Source organism: Serratia sp. FDAARGOS_506 (genome assembly GCF_003812745.1).
Taxonomy (GTDB): Bacteria; Pseudomonadota; Gammaproteobacteria; order Enterobacterales; family Enterobacteriaceae; genus Serratia.
The window spans coordinates 4372056-4388200 of record NZ_CP033831.1 but is presented as its reverse complement, the minus strand read 5'-3'; the positions used below and the strand labels follow the sequence as shown (position 1 = coordinate 4388200).

18 protein-coding genes are annotated in these 16145 nt (G+C 56.8%); 2 read left to right on the top strand and 16 right to left on the bottom strand.

The window, feature by feature from the left end:
* Window positions 1-231 precede the first annotated feature (231 nt).
* The 14 genes from sra to fliF form a co-directional block, all read right to left on the bottom strand.
* Entirely contained in the window at window positions 232-366 is a 135-nt protein-coding gene (gene sra / locus EGY12_RS23435; protein WP_086556932.1) for a stationary-phase-induced ribosome-associated protein, read from the bottom strand.
* Between the two features lie 354 nt (window positions 367-720).
* Window positions 721-1503 (bottom strand): flagellar biosynthetic protein FliR, encoded by a 783-nt coding sequence (gene fliR, locus EGY12_RS21215; protein WP_033632754.1) that lies wholly within the window; start codon window positions 1501-1503, stop codon window positions 721-723.
* A 2-nt stretch (window positions 1504-1505) separates the two neighbouring features.
* A complete protein-coding gene (fliQ, locus tag EGY12_RS21210) occupies window positions 1506-1775 on the bottom strand; it encodes a flagellar biosynthesis protein FliQ (protein ID WP_004934803.1) in 270 nt (89 codons plus the stop codon).
* A gap of 21 nt (window positions 1776-1796) precedes the next feature.
* Window positions 1797-2558 (bottom strand): flagellar type III secretion system pore protein FliP, encoded by a 762-nt coding sequence (gene fliP / locus EGY12_RS21205; protein WP_123895267.1) that lies wholly within the window; start codon window positions 2556-2558, stop codon window positions 1797-1799.
* Window positions 2555-2959 carry a flagellar biosynthetic protein FliO gene (gene fliO / locus EGY12_RS21200; protein WP_123895266.1) on the bottom strand — a complete coding sequence of 135 codons (405 nt, stop codon included), beginning with the start codon at window positions 2957-2959 and terminating at the stop codon, window positions 2555-2557. Before fliO ends, fliP begins: the two co-directional genes overlap by 4 nt.
* A complete protein-coding gene (gene fliN, locus EGY12_RS21195) occupies window positions 2959-3375 on the bottom strand; it encodes a flagellar motor switch protein FliN (RefSeq protein ID WP_038876868.1) in 417 nt (138 codons plus the stop codon). The genes fliO and fliN overlap by 1 nt, the downstream gene beginning before the upstream one ends.
* Complete coding sequence (gene fliM, locus EGY12_RS21190; protein WP_025303254.1) at window positions 3368-4372, bottom strand: flagellar motor switch protein FliM; 1005 nt, start codon at window positions 4370-4372, stop codon at window positions 3368-3370. The genes fliN and fliM overlap by 8 nt, the downstream gene beginning before the upstream one ends.
* 5 nt (window positions 4373-4377) lie before the next feature.
* Window positions 4378-4863 (bottom strand): flagellar basal body-associated protein FliL, encoded by a 486-nt coding sequence (fliL, locus tag EGY12_RS21185; protein ID WP_004934797.1) that lies wholly within the window; start codon window positions 4861-4863, stop codon window positions 4378-4380.
* Window positions 4864-5028: 165 nt separating this feature from the next.
* Window positions 5029-6261: a flagellar hook-length control protein FliK gene (locus tag EGY12_RS21180; protein ID WP_123895265.1), complete on the bottom strand. Its 1233-nt coding sequence runs from the start codon at window positions 6259-6261 to the stop codon at window positions 5029-5031.
* The gene (gene fliJ, locus EGY12_RS21175; protein WP_049200249.1) at window positions 6258-6704 is read right to left on the bottom strand and encodes a flagellar export protein FliJ; all 447 of its coding nucleotides are present in this window, start codon (window positions 6702-6704) and stop codon (window positions 6258-6260) included. Before fliJ ends, EGY12_RS21180 begins: the two co-directional genes overlap by 4 nt.
* Before the next feature lie 21 nt (window positions 6705-6725).
* The gene (fliI, locus tag EGY12_RS21170) at window positions 6726-8087 is read right to left on the bottom strand and encodes a flagellar protein export ATPase FliI (RefSeq protein WP_004934781.1); all 1362 of its coding nucleotides are present in this window, start codon (window positions 8085-8087) and stop codon (window positions 6726-6728) included.
* Window positions 8087-8791: a flagellar assembly protein FliH gene (gene fliH / locus EGY12_RS21165; RefSeq protein WP_049271769.1), complete on the bottom strand. Its 705-nt coding sequence runs from the start codon at window positions 8789-8791 to the stop codon at window positions 8087-8089. The genes fliI and fliH overlap by 1 nt, the downstream gene beginning before the upstream one ends.
* Window positions 8784-9776 (bottom strand): flagellar motor switch protein FliG, encoded by a 993-nt coding sequence (fliG, locus tag EGY12_RS21160; RefSeq protein ID WP_033634975.1) that lies wholly within the window; start codon window positions 9774-9776, stop codon window positions 8784-8786. The genes fliH and fliG overlap by 8 nt, the downstream gene beginning before the upstream one ends.
* On the bottom strand, window positions 9773-11473 hold the full coding sequence (gene fliF / locus EGY12_RS21155; RefSeq protein WP_123895264.1) for a flagellar basal-body MS-ring/collar protein FliF: 1701 nt from the start codon (window positions 11471-11473) through the stop codon (window positions 9773-9775). The genes fliG and fliF overlap by 4 nt, the downstream gene beginning before the upstream one ends.
* Before the next feature lie 314 nt (window positions 11474-11787).
* Between fliF and fliE the strand changes: the two genes are divergently transcribed.
* Together fliE and EGY12_RS21145 are read left to right on the top strand one after the other, a co-directional pair.
* Window positions 11788-12102, top strand: a complete 315-nt coding sequence (gene fliE, locus EGY12_RS21150) for a flagellar hook-basal body complex protein FliE (protein ID WP_025159836.1) — start codon at window positions 11788-11790, stop codon at window positions 12100-12102.
* A 655-nt stretch (window positions 12103-12757) separates the two neighbouring features.
* Window positions 12758-13711, top strand: a complete 954-nt coding sequence (locus tag EGY12_RS21145; protein WP_172962943.1) for an acyltransferase — start codon at window positions 12758-12760, stop codon at window positions 13709-13711.
* 194 nt (window positions 13712-13905) lie between these two features.
* On the opposite strand, the gene EGY12_RS21140 is transcribed toward EGY12_RS21145, so the two are convergent.
* Window positions 13906-14817: an acyltransferase family protein gene (locus EGY12_RS21140; protein WP_123895262.1), complete on the bottom strand. Its 912-nt coding sequence runs from the start codon at window positions 14815-14817 to the stop codon at window positions 13906-13908.
* A gap of 701 nt (window positions 14818-15518) precedes the next feature.
* Window positions 15519-16118 carry an FMN-dependent NADH-azoreductase gene (locus EGY12_RS21135; protein WP_123895261.1) on the bottom strand — a complete coding sequence of 200 codons (600 nt, stop codon included), beginning with the start codon at window positions 16116-16118 and terminating at the stop codon, window positions 15519-15521.
* Window positions 16119-16145: the final 27 nt, after the last annotated feature.

The window sequence follows — 16145 nt, the reverse complement described above, 5'->3', positions numbered from 1 at the left end:
TGCGCTTAGAAAACGTCCTCTCCGCCCCGCGGGGAGGGAGGCTTCTTGAAACCGGGCGCACTCGTTTGGCGCGTCACTCGTTCTCCCACTACTGACTGAGTGACGCGCCTTTTTTTCATCAAGAAAGAAATAATAAGATTGTCGCCAGCATTTAATGCACAACGGCATGATTGAACTCACCGGCGGAAAAATCGTGAAGGGATATTATTTCCCTGGTGATGAATAGCGGTATTATTTCTTTTTCTTCACTACTTTCCATTTTCCGCCATCGGCCGTCTCGGTAAAAGAAACTCTAAATTTGTTGCTTTTCCAGTGGGTCAAACCGAATAACCGGCGTGCCTTGCGGTTGCTTTTCGCTTTAATCATGATCTCGCTCCTGTAGTTAGCAAAGGTCAATGCTGCGCCCTGCAGCCGGCGGGCGTCGGACGCATTTATTCAAGGTGTCAGTCATCTGTCGCGCATTGAGCAATGCGTGACTGCGTTATTTTAATTTTTTACTCGGAATAAACGTATTTTATCGCCGTGGAAGATGAAGGTGATGCAGGCGATATTCTTTGTTGCCGGGTCTATTCTAGGTCGGGGTTTTATTTATTCAAGCCGCCGGAGACATTTGAACCTTAATCCGGATAAAAGACGTTTCTCAGGCTTTTGTCCCAAGAAAGCGTTTTTATTGCCATTTTGTCTTAGGCGGAAAAGGGGAGGAAGGGGCGGCGCAGAGGCTTAGAAGGTCATGCCGCCGATCACCGCCGCCAGCCGGTCGAAGATTTCACCGAACAGGTGCTCACAGAACGGCGCCAGCATCGGCATCATCATGCCGAGCGTCATGATGCCGAAGGTCATGGTAACCGGGAAGCCGATCACGAAGACCGACAGCTGCGGCGTCATGCGGTTAAGCAAGCCGAGCGCCATGTTCAGCGTCAGCAGCAGGCAGATCAGCGGCAGCGCCAGCATCATGCCGTTGATGAAGATCAGCGATCCGACCTGGGTCAGCACCAGGAAGCCGTTGCCGTTCAGCGGCTGCGTTTGGATAGGCAGGGTGTGGAAGCTGTCCGCCAGCAGCGAAATCAGCCACAGATGGCCGTCGAAGCTGAGGAACAGCAGCATCGCCAACAGGTTGAGCAGGCGCGCCAGCACCGGCATGTTCGGGCCGCCGCTGGGATCGAAGAAGGTGGCGAACGACAGGCCCATCTGCATGCCGATCACTTCGCCCGCCAGGCGCACCGCCGCGAAGGCGAACTGCATGGTCAATCCCAGCGCTACGCCGATCAGAATCTGTTGAATCGCCAGCCACAGGCCGGCGGCGGAGAAGATCGGGATATTGCTGGCGGGCAGCGTCGGCGCAATCAGGATGACGATCAGCCCGCCAAGGCCGATTTTGACCTTTTTGCTGATTTGCTTTTCGCTGAATATCGGCGCGGTGCTTATCAGCGCCAGAATACGCAGCAGCGGCCAAAAATAGTGACTGAGCCAGACGGTGAGCTGGGCGCTGTCGAAAGTGAGCACGGTTAGCCGATCAGGGTAGGCAGGTTGCTGAACAGGGTGCGCATGTAGTCCAGCAGCAAGTTCAACATCCAGGGGCCGGCGATGATGATGGTGGCCACCACCGCCAGAATTTTGGGGATGAACGACAGCGTCATTTCGTTGATCTGGGTGGCGGCCTGCAGCAGGCTGACCACCAGGCCGCTGATCAGCGCCGCCAGCAGCAGCGGGGCGGCCAGCGCCAGCGCCACTTTCATCGCTTCGGTGCCGAGCGCCATAACCGATTCAGGTGTCATCTCGCGTTCTCCGATCGGGGGTTACGAATAGAAGCTCTGCGCCAGCGAGCCGAGCAGCAGCTGCCAGCCATCGACCAGCACGAACAGCATCAGCTTGAACGGCAGCGAGATGGTGGCCGGCGGCACCATCATCATCCCCAGCGCCATCAGCACGCTGGCGACCACCAGGTCGATAATCAGGAACGGAATGAACACCGTAAAGCCGATCTGGAAGGCGGTTTTCAGTTCGCTGGTGACGTAGGCGGGCAGCAGGATGCGCATCGGCACCGCTTCCGGGCCGGCGATCGGCGGTTGATTGGCCAATCTGGCGTACAGCGCCAAATCGGTTTCGCGCGTTTGGCGCAGCATAAATTCGCGCAGCGGCTGCGCGCCTTTATCCAGCGCGACCTCCAGCCCGATCTTGTCCTGGCTGAACGGCAGGTAGGCGTCCTGATAGACCTTGTCGAACACCGGCGACATGATAAAGAAGGTCAGGAACAATGCCAGCCCGAGCATCACCTGGTTCGGCGGCGCCGACGGCGTGCCCAGCGCGTTGCGCAGCAGCCCAAGCACGATGATGATACGGGTGAAACTGGTCATCATCAGCAGCATGGCAGGCAGGAAGGTCAGCGAGGTCAACAGCACCAGCGTCTGCACCGGCAGCGACCAGCTTTGGCCGCCGTTGGCCAGCGGCTGACTGATCAGCCCCGGCAGTTGAGCCAAAGCCGCCGGGCTGATGAACAGCAGGGCGGCAGGGAGCCAAACCGCCGGACGGCGGACGAGGGTATGAAGAGTCGAGGTCATGCCGATTTTTCCGGGCGTTTCAGAACTTTTTGCATCAGTTGGCGGAAGTCCGCCGGCGCCGCCGCATCGGCCGCACCCTCGTCTTTCGGCGGGGCGGGCAGGGTGTGCAGCGGAGTGATCTGCTGGGCGGTGACGCCCAATACCAGCAAGGTATCGTCGACTTCCACCACCACCACGCGCTCGCGCTGGCCAACCTGGCAACTGGCGCGCAGGTTGAGCAGCTTGTTGTTGCGCGCCTGCGGGGCGAAGCCCAGCCGGCGAAACAGCCAACCGGCCAGCAGGATCAGCAGCAGAATACCGCCGAGTGCGCTGCTGACCTGCATCAACACCGAACCGGCCGGCAAGGCCGGCGCGGCGGGTTGTTGGGTGCTTTGGACGGTAACGGGCGCCGCGACGGTCATCAGCGGCTCAGTCGACGCATGCGTTCGGACGGGGTGATGATGTCGGTGATGCGCACGCCGAACTTGTCGGCCACCACCACCACTTCACCTTGTGCGATCAGGTAACCGTTGATCAGGATGTCCAACGGCTCGCCGGCCAGGCCGTCCAACGCCACCACCGAGCCTTGCGACAGGCGCAGCAGCTCTTTGATGGTCATCTTGGTACGACCCAATTCCACGGTCAGCTTGACCGGAATATCCAGGATCAGGTCGATATCCTGCAGGCTGCCGAGCGCATCCTGAGCTTCCAGCGACTTGAACACCCCTTCGGTGCTCGCGCCGGATTTCTCGGTCGACTGCTGCTCGTTAAACGCATCAGCCCACAGATCGTCCACGGATTCCTTTCCTTCGCCAGACGGTTGCTTAGGATCACTCATTGGGCTGTTCCTCACTCAGAGCATTCAAAATAGGGTTAATCAAATGTTCAACACGCAGGGCATATTGCCCGTTCAACGTGCCGTATTGGCTGGTCAGAACCGGTACGCCGTCCACATGGGCGATCAGGCGTTCCGGCTTGTCTATCGGTAATACATCGCCCGGCTGCAGCTTCAGGACTTTCGACAGCCGCATCGGGATATCGACGAAGTTGGCGATCAGCTCCAGTTCGGAGTGTTGCACCTGTTTCACCAGCGTTTCGCGCCAGTGGCTGTCTTCCTGCCGCGAGTTCTCCAGCGGCGGGTTGGTCAACAGCTCGCGCAGCGGTTCGATCATCGCGAATGGAATGCAGATGTTGAACTCGCCGGTCAGCGCGCCGATCTCCACCTGGAACGGCGTGGTAACCACGATGTCGTTCGGCGAAGTGGTGATGTTGGTGAACTTCACCTGCATTTCGGCGCGCACGTACTCTACGTCGATCTTGTAGATGGCGCTCCAGGCGTCCCCGTAGGCGTCCAGCGCCAGGCGCAGCATGCGCTTGATCACCCGCTGTTCGGTCGGGGTGAATTCGCGGCCTTCGACCTTGGTCGGGAAGCGGCCGTCGCCGCCGAACAGGTTATCGACGGCGATGAACACCAGGCTCGGCGCGAACACGAACAGGGCGGTACCGCGCAGCGGGTTCAGATGCACCAGGTTCAGGTTGGTCGGAACCGGCAGGTTGCGGGCGAACTCGTGATACGGCTGGATTTTGATCGGGCCGACGGTAATGTCCGGGCTGCGGCGCAGCAGGTTGAACAACCCCATGCGGAACTGCCGGGCAAAACGTTCGTTGATGATTTCCAGCGCGTGCAGACGCTCGCGCACCACGCGGCGCTGGGTGTTCGGATCGTAAGGCTTGACCTCGCTCTCTTTGCCGACAATCGCTTCGGGTTCATCGCCCGCGCTGTCGCCGTTGAGCAAGGCGTCGATCTCTGCCTGTGAAAGAATGCTATCGCCCATAGTGATTACCGCAGTATGAAGGCGGTGAACAGCACGTCGCTGACCACCTGCTTCGGTTGTCCCTTAACCAGCGGCGGGCTGAGCACATCCTTAATCTGCGCCACCAACTGTTGCTTCCCTTGTTCATTGGCCAGCTGACTCGCTTCCTGGCGGGAGAGCAGCATCAGCAGACGGCTGCGCACTTCCGGCAGAAAATCGTTCAACTGGCGGCGGGTACTTTCGTCCGGCAGACGCAGCGTGAGGCCGATGTACAGCACGCGATCCGGATTGTTGTCCGGCGTCACCAGGTTGACGGTAAAGGTGTCGAGCGGCATGAACACCGGCGCGGCCGGTGGTTGCTGTTTGGCGGCGGCCGGTTCGGCGCCGTTTTTATGCTGTTGCAGCAGCCACCAGCTGTAGCCCGCGGCGCCACAGGCGACGACGCTGATCAAAACCAGCAGGATGACCAGAAGGGGGCGTTTCGGTGCTGCCGGAAGGGAGTTCTGAGACATAGCGAAATCTAATTCCTGTTGTTCCACCCGCGGCCGGCGAGGCGGCGGGCATGGCGCGCGGCAAAGCCGCACGCATGACATGTAAAGGTATTATCGCGTCTATTGCGGCGTGCAATAGCCTGAATAGACGCGCAAATGGGTGCCAGCTTGGGCGTTTGCGGCAGCTCAGGCGAAAATATCGACGCCGTTGACCGCGCTGGCCATACGCTGCAGCGCCGCCGGTGCGCTGACGCCCTCGGCGGCTGCGCCGTCACCGCCGTGATGTTCAGCATAGCTGGAACGACCCTGGCCGTTGGAAGCCTGCTGCTGCGCCTGTTGCTGCCATTGCGGGGTGGACTCGCCGCCCACGCTGCTCTGCCCCAGGTTGATACCGCTCTCCGCCAGCGCGTGACGCAGCTGCGGCATTGCCGCTTCCACCGCCGCGCGCACCTGACCGTGAGCGGAGGCGATGTGCAGCTGCGCCTGCTGATCGTCCAGTTTCAGCGTGATCTGCAAGGCGCCCAGCTCCTGCGGATGCAGGCGCAGCTCGGCGCTCTGCTGGCCATTGCGATGGAACATCAGCACCTGTTGGTTCAACGCCTGCTGCCACTCCGGGCTGCCCAGCTGCGCGTTGAGCTGCGGCGCAGGCGGTGCGGTCACCAGTGCGCTGGCAGGGGCGGCCGTTTGCGTCGGGCTGGCGGCAGCCAGAGCGACGGCGTGATTGAACGTCGGTTGCGGTTGCGCATCGCCAGCCGGTAGCGGCTGTGCGGTATTTGCCCGTTCGCCGCTGGTCGGCTGTGGGAGCGCAGCTTGGGCATTATTGCCGTCGGTGGCCGGCGTTTTCGCGCCTGTCGGCGACGGAGCAGGGGATGCCGACGAACGAGCGGTGGTTTTATCACCGGCCGCCGCGATGTTCAGCAGGCCATTGCCGGGCTGCAGCGTAGTCGCATCATCGGCATTTTCCACCGGCAGTGGCCGTTGCCCGTCGGCCGGTTGCGCTTGGGCGACGATCGCGGCCGGCAGCATGGCGTACAGCGCCTGCAGCGTTGCGGCATCCAGCTCTTTGGCGGCGGCGATCGGCGGCTGAGCCGGTTTATCGCCGGCGGCGAGCGCCTCGCCCTCGACGCCGTCAGGTGAAAGCGCGTCGGCTGAGGTTGTCTGGCCCGGCAGCAGGCCGCCGCGTTCGCCGAAGGTGGCCAGCAGTTGATTGAGCTGGCTGCGGCTCAGGGCCGGGGCGTGTTCATCGTCCGCGCTCAGCGCGACCGGCGGCTGTTTGCCGTCGGCGGCGGGCGCGAAACGGGCGCCGAGCAGTTGAGCGAAAGCGGACGACAGCTGGCTCTCATCCAGCGTCGACGTCAGTTCGGCCAGGCCGCCGGTGTCGCCGGGTAAGACCAGGCCGGGCAGGGCGTTCAGATTCATGGGTTGGTATTCCTTTGTGCACTGCGTTGAGCGAACTCATCCATCAGTTTTTGATCCCGTTTGTTCTCCAACTGCTGCTCCGCCGTTATGGCGCGGGTATGCAGGGTTTCGAAAGCGTTCAGCCGCTGTTGTTTGTCTTGCCACTGCTTCACCGCATGATCCACTTTCTGCCCCCACTGCAGCAGCTGCTGGCGGTGCTGGTCGATGGCCTGTTCCAGCGTGCCGATAAACTGCTGGTAGTTTTGCCAGCGTGAGCTGTCCATGCCGTCGCAGAGCGTATGATTCAGCTTCTGGCGGTATTCGTCCTGGTAGTTGAGCAGCATCGACAGCTGTTGCTCTGCCGCCTGCTGCGCCTGCCGTACCTGGCCCAGCTGTTGCGCGGCCTGTTCCACCGCATCCTGCGCCAGATCTCGCAGGGTAATCAGGGGGGATTGTGATTTCATCGCTGTGCGCCTCTGGTGACGTTAAACAATCAACTGCTGCAACTGTTGACAGGCTTCATCATAGCCGCTGCGTTCAAAGATGCCCTGTTGCAGGTAAGCTTCCATCTGCGGATACAGCGTCATCGCTTTGTCCAGCAGCGGATCGCTGCCCGCTGCGTAGGCGCCGACGCTGATCAGATCGCGGTTGCGCTGATAGCTGGCCAGCATCTGTTTGAAGGTGCGTACCCGGCGGTAATGCTCTTCGTCGATCAGCGACGTCATGGCGCGGCTGATCGACGCTTCGATGTCGATCGCCGGATAGTGACCGGCCTCCGCCAGGCGTCGGGACAGCACCACGTGGCCATCGAGAATCGCACGCGCCGAGTCGGCGATCGGATCTTGCTGATCGTCCCCTTCGGTCAACACTGTGTAGAAGGCGGTGATGGAGCCGCCGCCGCTGATGCCGTTGCCCGCGCGTTCCACCAGCGCAGGCAGTTTGGCGAAGACCGAAGGCGGATAGCCTTTGGTCGCCGGTGGCTCGCCGATGGCCAGAGCGATCTCGCGCTGCGCCATGGCGTAGCGGGTGAGGGAATCCATGATCAGCAATACGTGCTGCCCGCGATCGCGGAAATCTTCGGCGATGCGGGTGGCGTAGGCCGCCCCCTGCATGCGCAGCAGCGGCGATACGTCCGCCGGCGCGGCGATCACCACCGATCGCGCCCGGCCTTCGGCGCCGAGGATGTTCTCGATAAAGTCTTTGACCTCGCGGCCACGCTCGCCGATCAGGCCAACGACGATCACATCTGCCTGGGTATAACGGGCCATCATGCCGAGCAGCACGCTCTTGCCGACGCCGGAACCGGCGAACAGGCCCATGCGTTGGCCGCGACCGACGGTCAGCAGGCCGTTGATAGTGCGCACCCCCACGTCCAGCACTTGCTCAATCGGCGTGCGCTGCAAAGGGTTGAACGGCGCGGTGATCAGCGGCGCGCGGTAACCGGTTTCCGGCGAAGGCAGGCCGTCGAGCGGTTTGGCGCTGCCGTCCAGCACGCGCCCCAACAGCGCCGGGCCGAGCGGCAGCTGTTTGCCGGCGCTTTGGCCTTCCGGCGCGATGCGGGCGTAAACCCGCGCGCCCGGCACGATGCCTTCCACTTCTTCCAACGGCATCAGGAACAGCCGTTGGCCGTTGAAGCCGACCACTTCGCTTTCCACTTCCTGCACCTCACCGGCGTCGTGCCGTTCGATGAGGCAGGTCGCGCCGAGCGGCAGCTGCAGGCCGGTAGCCTCCAGCACCAGCCCGGTCGCGCGGGTCAGGCGACCATAGCGGCGCACGGTCGGCGCGCGCGCAATGCGTTTTTCCAGCGTATCCAGAGAGCTCAGCCAGCGGCCGAGACGCGCGGTCATCAGACTTCTCCCGGTGCCGCCAGGCGGCACAGTTCATGCCAGCGTGTCGCCAGGCTGGCGTCGAGATCGCCTTCCTCGGCGCTGACCTTACAGCCGCCCGGGTGCAGTTCGCCGTCCGCCAGCAGGCGCCAGCCGTGCAGGCTGAGGGTGACCCCCAGCTGCTGCTCGACGCGCTGGTAGTCGTCCGGGTGCACCCGCAGCTGCGGCTTACCGTTGAACATCGGCTCCTGCTGGATCAGCTGTTGGATCTGCGCCAGCAGGGCGGTGCCGTCGCACACCGGCGGCTGGCCCAGCACCTGTTTGGCGGCGGTCAGCGCCAGCTGCATCAACCGCGAAGCGATCACGCTGTCGAGCGCGTCCAACGTGTGCTGGAATTCGGTGACCAACTGCTGCCAGTGGGCGGTCAGCGGCTGTTGTTGCTGTTGCGCTTCCAGCAGCCCTTGCTGGCGGCCTTCCTCCAGCCCGGACTGAAAACCGGCCTCATAACCTTTTTGCTGGCCGTCGGCATAGCCCAACTGTTGACCCTGTTGCTCCGCCTGCAACCGCAGCGTTGCCAGCTGCTGTTGTAATTCGGCCTGCGCGTCCGGCGACGGATCGTCAAGTTCGAGATCCGGCAGCTGCGGCAGTTCGATCGCCGGTTTCTGTTCGCCCAGGTCGTTGAGCGACCAGGGTTGCCAGGGCAGGGTGTTAATGCGATCAGACATAGGTGTCCTCGCCGCCGCCGATGATCATTTCGCCGCTTTCCGCCAGGCGTCTTACCACCAACAGAATGGCTTTTTGCTCGTTCTCCACCTGCGACATGCGCACCGGCCCACGGTTGGCCAGATCGTCGCGCAGGATGTCGGCGGCACGCTGCGACATGTTCTTGAGGAACTTCTCGCGCAGCGGCTGTTCGGCACCTTTCAACGCGATCAGCAGCGACTCGCCTTCCACTTCCTGCAGCAGGCGTTGGATACTGCGATCGTCGACTTCCACCAGGTTTTCGAACAGGAACATCTCGTCGATGATCTTCTGCGCCAGTTCGCCGTCGTATTCGCGCATCGCGTCGATGACCGCCTCTTCCTGCTGGGTTTTCATCAGGTTGATGATCTCGGCGGCGGTACGCACCCCGCCCATTTTGCTGCGCTTGAGGTTCTGGCCGTCGAGCAGGTTGTTCAGCACTTCGGTCAGTTCCGCCAACGCCGCCGGCTGCACGCCGCCGAAGGTGGCGATACGCAGCATCACATCGTTGCGCAGGCGTTCGTCGAACAGGGCCAGGATATCCGCCGCCTGGCCGCGTTTGAGGTGCACCAGGATGGTGGCGATGATCTGCGGGTGTTCGTCGCGGATAAGATCGGCGGCGCTCTGCGGCTCCATAAAGTTGAGCGTTTCCATGCCGGTGGTAGTCTCGCGCGATTCGAGAATGTCTTCCAGCAGGCTGGCGGCGCGCTCTTCACCCAGTGCTTTGACCAGCACCGAACGCAGGTAATCGCTGGCGTTGACGCTCAGCGCCGCGTATTGCTCGGCGTCGTCTTCAAACTCAGTCAGTATTTCGCCGAGCTGTTTGTGTGAAACTTGGCTCATGCCGGCCATGGTGCCACTCAACAGCTGTACTTCGCGCGAGGAGAGGTGTTTGAACACCTCCGCCGCGCGATCTTCACCCAGCGTCATCAGCAGGATGGCGCTTTTGTCGGTTCCGGTCAGGCTCATATCTCGTTACTCATCCATTGGCGGATTACCAGAGCGACCACGCGTGGGTCTTTGTCAGCCAGATCGCGGATCCGCTGGCTCTGGACTTCTGCGCTGACGCGCTGCTGCGATTTACGACGCTGCGCCAGCTCCTCGTTGCTCGGTTTGCTGCTGTCAACCGCTTTAGCGGCAGGGGCGTTGGCGGCGGCGATGGCGGCCTGTTGCGCGGCCTGGCGCTGTTGCAGCTGCGGCCGCACCAGTTTGCGCCACAGCAGCCAGGCTACCAGCAGCACCAGCAGATAGCGGCCCGCGTCGATCAGGCGATCGATAAACGACTGACTTTGCCAGAACGGCAGTTCGCCACCGGTCACCTGACTGTCGGTAAACGGCGTGTTGACCACGTTCAAGGTATCGCCGCGACTGCTGGAGTAGCCCATTGCCTCACGTACCAGCGCTTCGATCTGCGCCAGCTGTTCTTTGCTCATCGGCTGCGGTTTGCCGTCTTTATCGGTGCCCAGATAGTTGACCACCACGGCGACCGACAGACGCTGCACGGTGCCGGCTTTTTGCTGGGTATGACGGATGGTGCGGTCGAGTTCGTAGTTGGTGGTCGCGTCGCGACGGGTATTTTGCGGTACGCCGCTGGCCGCCGCGCTGCGGGTGGTTGCGGCGTTTTGCGCGGTGGTGTTGGCATTGTTGCCTGCCGCGCTGGCCGGCTTGGCGGTCTCAATCGGCGCTGTGGCCGGAGCGCTTGGCTGATTGGACAGCGCGCCCGGCACGCCGCCCACCTGTGGTCCGCCAATTTGCTCGCTCAGGCTGGTTTGCTGAGAGCGGATCGCGGCTTTGTCCGGCTGCTGGTTAGGCTGGTACTGTTCATCGGTTTGTTCGCGAGTGGCGAAGTCTATCTGCGCCGTGACCTGCGCGCGCACGTTGGCGCTGCCGACCACCGGGGCGAGGATCGCTTCGATGCGGCGCTGGAAGCCGTTTTCCACTTCGTTGGCGTATTTCAGCTGAGAGGCGTTGAGATCGCGCCCGGTGCCGTCGGACTGCGTCAGCAGACGGCCGGCCTGATCGACCACGGTCACGTTGCCCGGCGGCAGGCCGGCGACGCTGCTCGACACCATATACACAATGGCGTTGATCTGGCCGTCGTCCAGCGCGCGGCCGGGTTGCAGGGTCAGCGTTACCGACGCGGAAGGGGATTTTTGTTCGCGCACGAACAGCGAAGGTTTAGGCAGCGCCAGGTGAACGCGGGCGTTTTGCACCGGCCCCAGCGATTCGATAGTGCGCGACAGCTCGCCCTCGAGGGCGCGCTGATAGTTGATCTGCTCACTGAACTGGCTGATGCCGAACTTTTCCTGATCCAGCAGTTCGAAGCCGACCGCGCCACCTTTCGGCAGCCCTTGCTGCGCGAGGCGCAGGCGGGTTTCATGCACCTTTTCCGCGGGGATCAGCAGCGCTGCGCCATTCTCGGCAAAGCGGTAAGGGATATTCATCTGCGTCAGCTGGGTGACGATGGCGCCACCGTCGCGGTCATTCAGATTGCTGTATAGCACGCGGTAGTCGGGACTTTTCACCCACAACAGCAGTGCGACGACGATCGCGATCGCGGCGGAAGCGGCGACCAGCAACGGAATTTTTGGGTTGGCGCGCAGACGATTCCAGATGGCCTGCAGGCCGTTGTCGCGGCTTTCGCCGGCGGTTATCGAAGCACTCATTTTAGGTCTCGTCCTTCAATGGCGCTCACGATCCCGTACGGGCCGCTGAGCAGCTCCCTGCCAGGCTGATGAACGGTATGGTTAGCGTTGTGTGACAAAACAGACTCCCTGATACACATATCTTCTAAATAGCGGCGCTCCCATTTCTGGGCAGGCCATTATTCGCCTTATCAGATGATTCCGATTGCCCGATAAGCCGGGTTTTTTGCAGTTAATTAACCGCTTTAGGTCTGAAAACGCTGTGCTAGGGTGTGCATCATTGGAGAAGTGCAGGGTGAAACTTCACCCGGCGAGACGAGATGATTGAGGACCAGATGGCGATTCAGGGCATTGAAGGGGTACTGCAGCAGATGCAGACCATGGCGGTTCAGGCCGGCAAAATGGGGCAGAATGCGGCGCCGCAGGGCGTCAGCTTCGCCAGCGAACTGACCGCGGCGCTCGGTAAGATCAGCGAGACCCAGCAAACGGCGCGCAAGCAGGCGCAGGATTTCGAACTGGGCGTGCCGGGCATCAGCCTGAACGATGTGATGGTCGATCTGCAAAAATCGTCGGTTTCTTTGCAACTGGGCGTGCAGGTGCGCAACAAGCTGGTGGCGGCCTACCAAGACATCATGAATATGCCGGTGTGACGGGGGACATGACGATTCGGTCAACTTGAATCCACCGTTCAACAGTTTATTGATACCTACATGAGGGAGAAGGTACAGGTCGGTGGGATCACCATGGATACTTTTGCTTCCCATTTTAGTCGTTACCTCACTCAGCTAAGACTCAAATCGCGTTCATCACCAAACACATGATGAACGCTACACCTGACTACAGGCTTTAAGCGGTGGCTAGATTAAGGAATGAGGTTAGCCTGGTGGTGCACATCTGGGGGGAGATTGCATCGTATTTGAAATGTGAGCAGGTTGATGGCTGCCCGTTATGTTTGTTAATCCAAGCATTCTTTATCGGTCGTCTAAATTGCTCTCATTCTTAATCATTTACTATTTTTGCTATGGGGTATCATACTAATCCTATATTGTCATTTCATCGTATTAATGCCGCGGCAGTCATTTAGCACGGTCTCTCGCATATCCCGCTGAATAATATTGTTTTTTAATTTTTTTAGCGATATTCCCATCAGCATGAGGATGGTTGCTATCACATAATTAGCGCAGTTGCAAATATTTACATTGAAAAAAGGTGGTATATACTCATATTCTCAGTAATATCAATAGTGCAAGGTTTTTTACTAAAATGATAAATAATATACAAATACTTAGGGCCCTGGCTGTTTTAATGGTAATCGCAAACCATTCATCAGGTTTGGTCTATAAATATGGTTTCAATGCTAATGGGTTTTTACAGGTTGGACATTGGGGGGCATATGGGGTTGATATATTCTTTGTGATATCTGGTTATATCATGGCGATGATTGACAAAGTGAAAAGTAAGACGCCTGCAAGTTTTATCAAAGATAGGTTTGTTAGGATTGTTCCTGTTTATTGGATATTTACCTTGTTAATGATATTCATGCAGGCTGTTTATCCGGAGGCCTTTAGAGAAGGTTTATTCACGAATGAGCAGAATATTTCATCGATGCTTTTTATTAGCTATCTGTTAGGTTATGACTATCCAACCATATATGTTGGTTGGAGCCTTGAGCTTGAAATGACTTTCTATGCGATTTTTGCACTGTGCCTTTTTATTGGAAACCAATTCATAAAAATATCTTTGTTGGTTACGCTTATTTTTATTTTGTCCTTTTTGGGGTTCATGAGACCAGCAGCGGTAGAATTTTCATTCGGTATCCTGCTGTATTACTTGGCCAATGGGTTGAAGATAGAGAATAAACTCAGCGCTTTTTGGTTTATCCCTCTGATTGTGACCCTAGTTACCATTCTTATGATTAGCGATATGCCGATAGATCTTGTCTCTTGGAGTAGACCATTAGTTATCGGAGTTATATCATTTGCTATGGTTGCTTTTTCAATTGTTTGTGTTGACCTTCGTAAAGGCTTTCTTACATACATCGGCGATGCATCGTATTCTATTTATCTGGTTCAGGTTTTCTCACTGCCAATTATAATGAAGCTTTCAGTAAAATTTTTACATGGCATGGATGGGATATATGCATTTATGATCTCAATTATATTCACCGTTCTCAGTGGGGTGATTTTTCATGAGTGTGTTGAAAAAAATATTATTAATCTGGTAAAAAGAAAACCTCTGAGGTTTTTTAACTTTGGCTAGCATCTTATTGACATTCTGGTTGAGACTGTCGCTAATTAATGGGGCATGTGCTATAACATGCTACCAGGGATACCTCAGAGGGTGCCGGTAGCAGGAGAGGCGCCATGAGTCGCTCCATGGCGTAAATTTCTGACAGCGAATTCGCGCACTCGCGAACTAAATAGGCTTCTACTTAGTTCGCGGAAAATAGGGGGTTAGAACATGTTTTTCTCTTTCATCTTCTCTATGACGATGGCGAAAGTAAGGGCAAAGGCAAGGGTCGCAGTAGAGATAACCAGACCACCCGTATACCCTGCAAATTTGAACATCATTTCGCAGATTGGGTGGTAAAAGTAAACTCTCCCAGAAACTTTTTCTTCGAATGATAATGCCATGTTTTTAAAGAATATAAATAGTACTGGTGCTGTGAACATCAATGTGATATATAAATCCCGTGCCATGTTATCTTTTGTCTCCGCGAGTGCGAAAATTATAACTTCAGTTAACAATACCGCGATGGAAATCGCCAGCAATGGCAATGAAACCTTTAAATTCTCATTCTTTCTAATATAAACCCCTATCAGCATGAAAGGTACGGCGAATGTCAATGCGTTCCTATAAAGGTATAGCTTGCTGTTTAACTTTTCAAATATATCGCCGTCGAGTAAAAGATAAGAGTTTTGAATAAAATAAGATGCAATAAATAGAAGGGTAGATATTGCTAATAATAATCCGGTTTTATTGCGCATTATATAAATAATAACGGAAGCGACGATGAGTGATGACAAATACCATAAGTGATGCCATCCAATGACGATGTTATAGGTCAGTGTTTTCATTATCCCATAGGGTGATGATAAATCAAGCCAGAGTGGGGAGAATAGCATCAAGAGAAAGGCGTAAATAACAAAAAGCTTTTTTAATTTAGAAATGAATTGTTCTTTATCGAAACTAAAAAAATACCCATTCATCACAAAAAATAAAGGGACTGCTATTCTAAATATACCGTTCGAAGTGATTGAATTTATGAATGGATAATTTATAAAAGGCCTAGTGTGAATTAATACAACAAAAACACACAAGATAACCTGTAACAGACAGAGGCCACCGATTTTTTGTTTTTGCATTTTATACCCTTCAGATATGTGGTTTCATAAGGCAGGAAGTGAAACAATAGCGATATAGATAGCCTATTTTTTAATGATTAGCAAGTTAGGTGTGGTGTTCTGTCCTGATTTAAGATAAATCACACGATATTGATTCCATGCTGCCCGGGCTATGATGGAGAGTGAAAAAGGAGGGTAGACAGACTTCTACGGGAAGAGTCAAAGGAGGTTTGTATGTTATCTGTGCGATCATAATGAATTCGATAGTGTGTTAACATTTCTATAGTGAATGCTTTCCTCCGAATAGCGCAAGAGCTCCGACCAATGTGTTAATTGGCTCGTTAATATGAGTTGTTTTTCGGTACCAATAACAGCCAGTCCTAATTGCCATTATGTCGAGTGGCCACTGAAAGCGGCGGTTTAGCGCGCGTTTTTCCAAAGAATAGTGCTGACATGAGTGTTTCTATTTTCAAATGCATGATGTCGAAACTTGAAGGTGTGATAATACTGGCCGGTTTTTTAGGTGTTGTAAACTGAAAGAACAAGTGGTCATTTTAATCATGTTCTCTTCGTCGTATTTTCAGCAGCATTTATGGCACAGTAGTGCTGGAGATGGGGAAATGGTTTTATCTCAAGTGCAGCTAAAATGTCCCCTCTGACCCGGTATGTATCAGAGCGGCTACTCGCGGATACTGCGTCAATGGGGACTCGACGCAGCGACTTTAGTCCGCCAATTCCGCAATCCGTTCGTGGGCGCTCGCCAGCCCCTGAGCGAGGCCGTGCGGTTTCATATCCAGCCCCTCGGCGTAGATAAATTGCACATCAGTTATGCCCATCAGCCCCAGCACCGAGCGCAGGTAGGGGGTCACGGCGTCGGTAGGGTGGCCGGCGTGTATGCCGCCGCGTGAACTGAACACCAGTGCATTGACGCCTTCCACCAGCCCGACCGGATAGGTGGCGGTGTAGTTGAACGTCACCCGGGCGCGGGCCACCAGATCGAACCAGTTTTTCAGCTGGGTCGGTACGTTGAGGTTGTACATCGGCGCCCCGATCAGCAGCAGATCGCACTCTTTCAGTTCGGCAATCAGTCGATCGGAGAGCGCCACCGTCGCCTCGGCGCGTCGGCTGGCGTTTTCCGCACCGCGCAGCGCACTGAACAACTCTCCGTCCAATACCGGCAGATCCAACGCCGTCAGATCGTGTTCGACGACCTGGTCTTCGTGTCCTTTGGCTCGACGTTCCGCCAGATAGCGGTCAATCAGGTTATTGGTTTGTGAGTCGTTGCCCATAATGCTGGATTTGAGTACCAGTATTTTTTTCATGCTGTTGTCCTCTGACGATAATCTGCG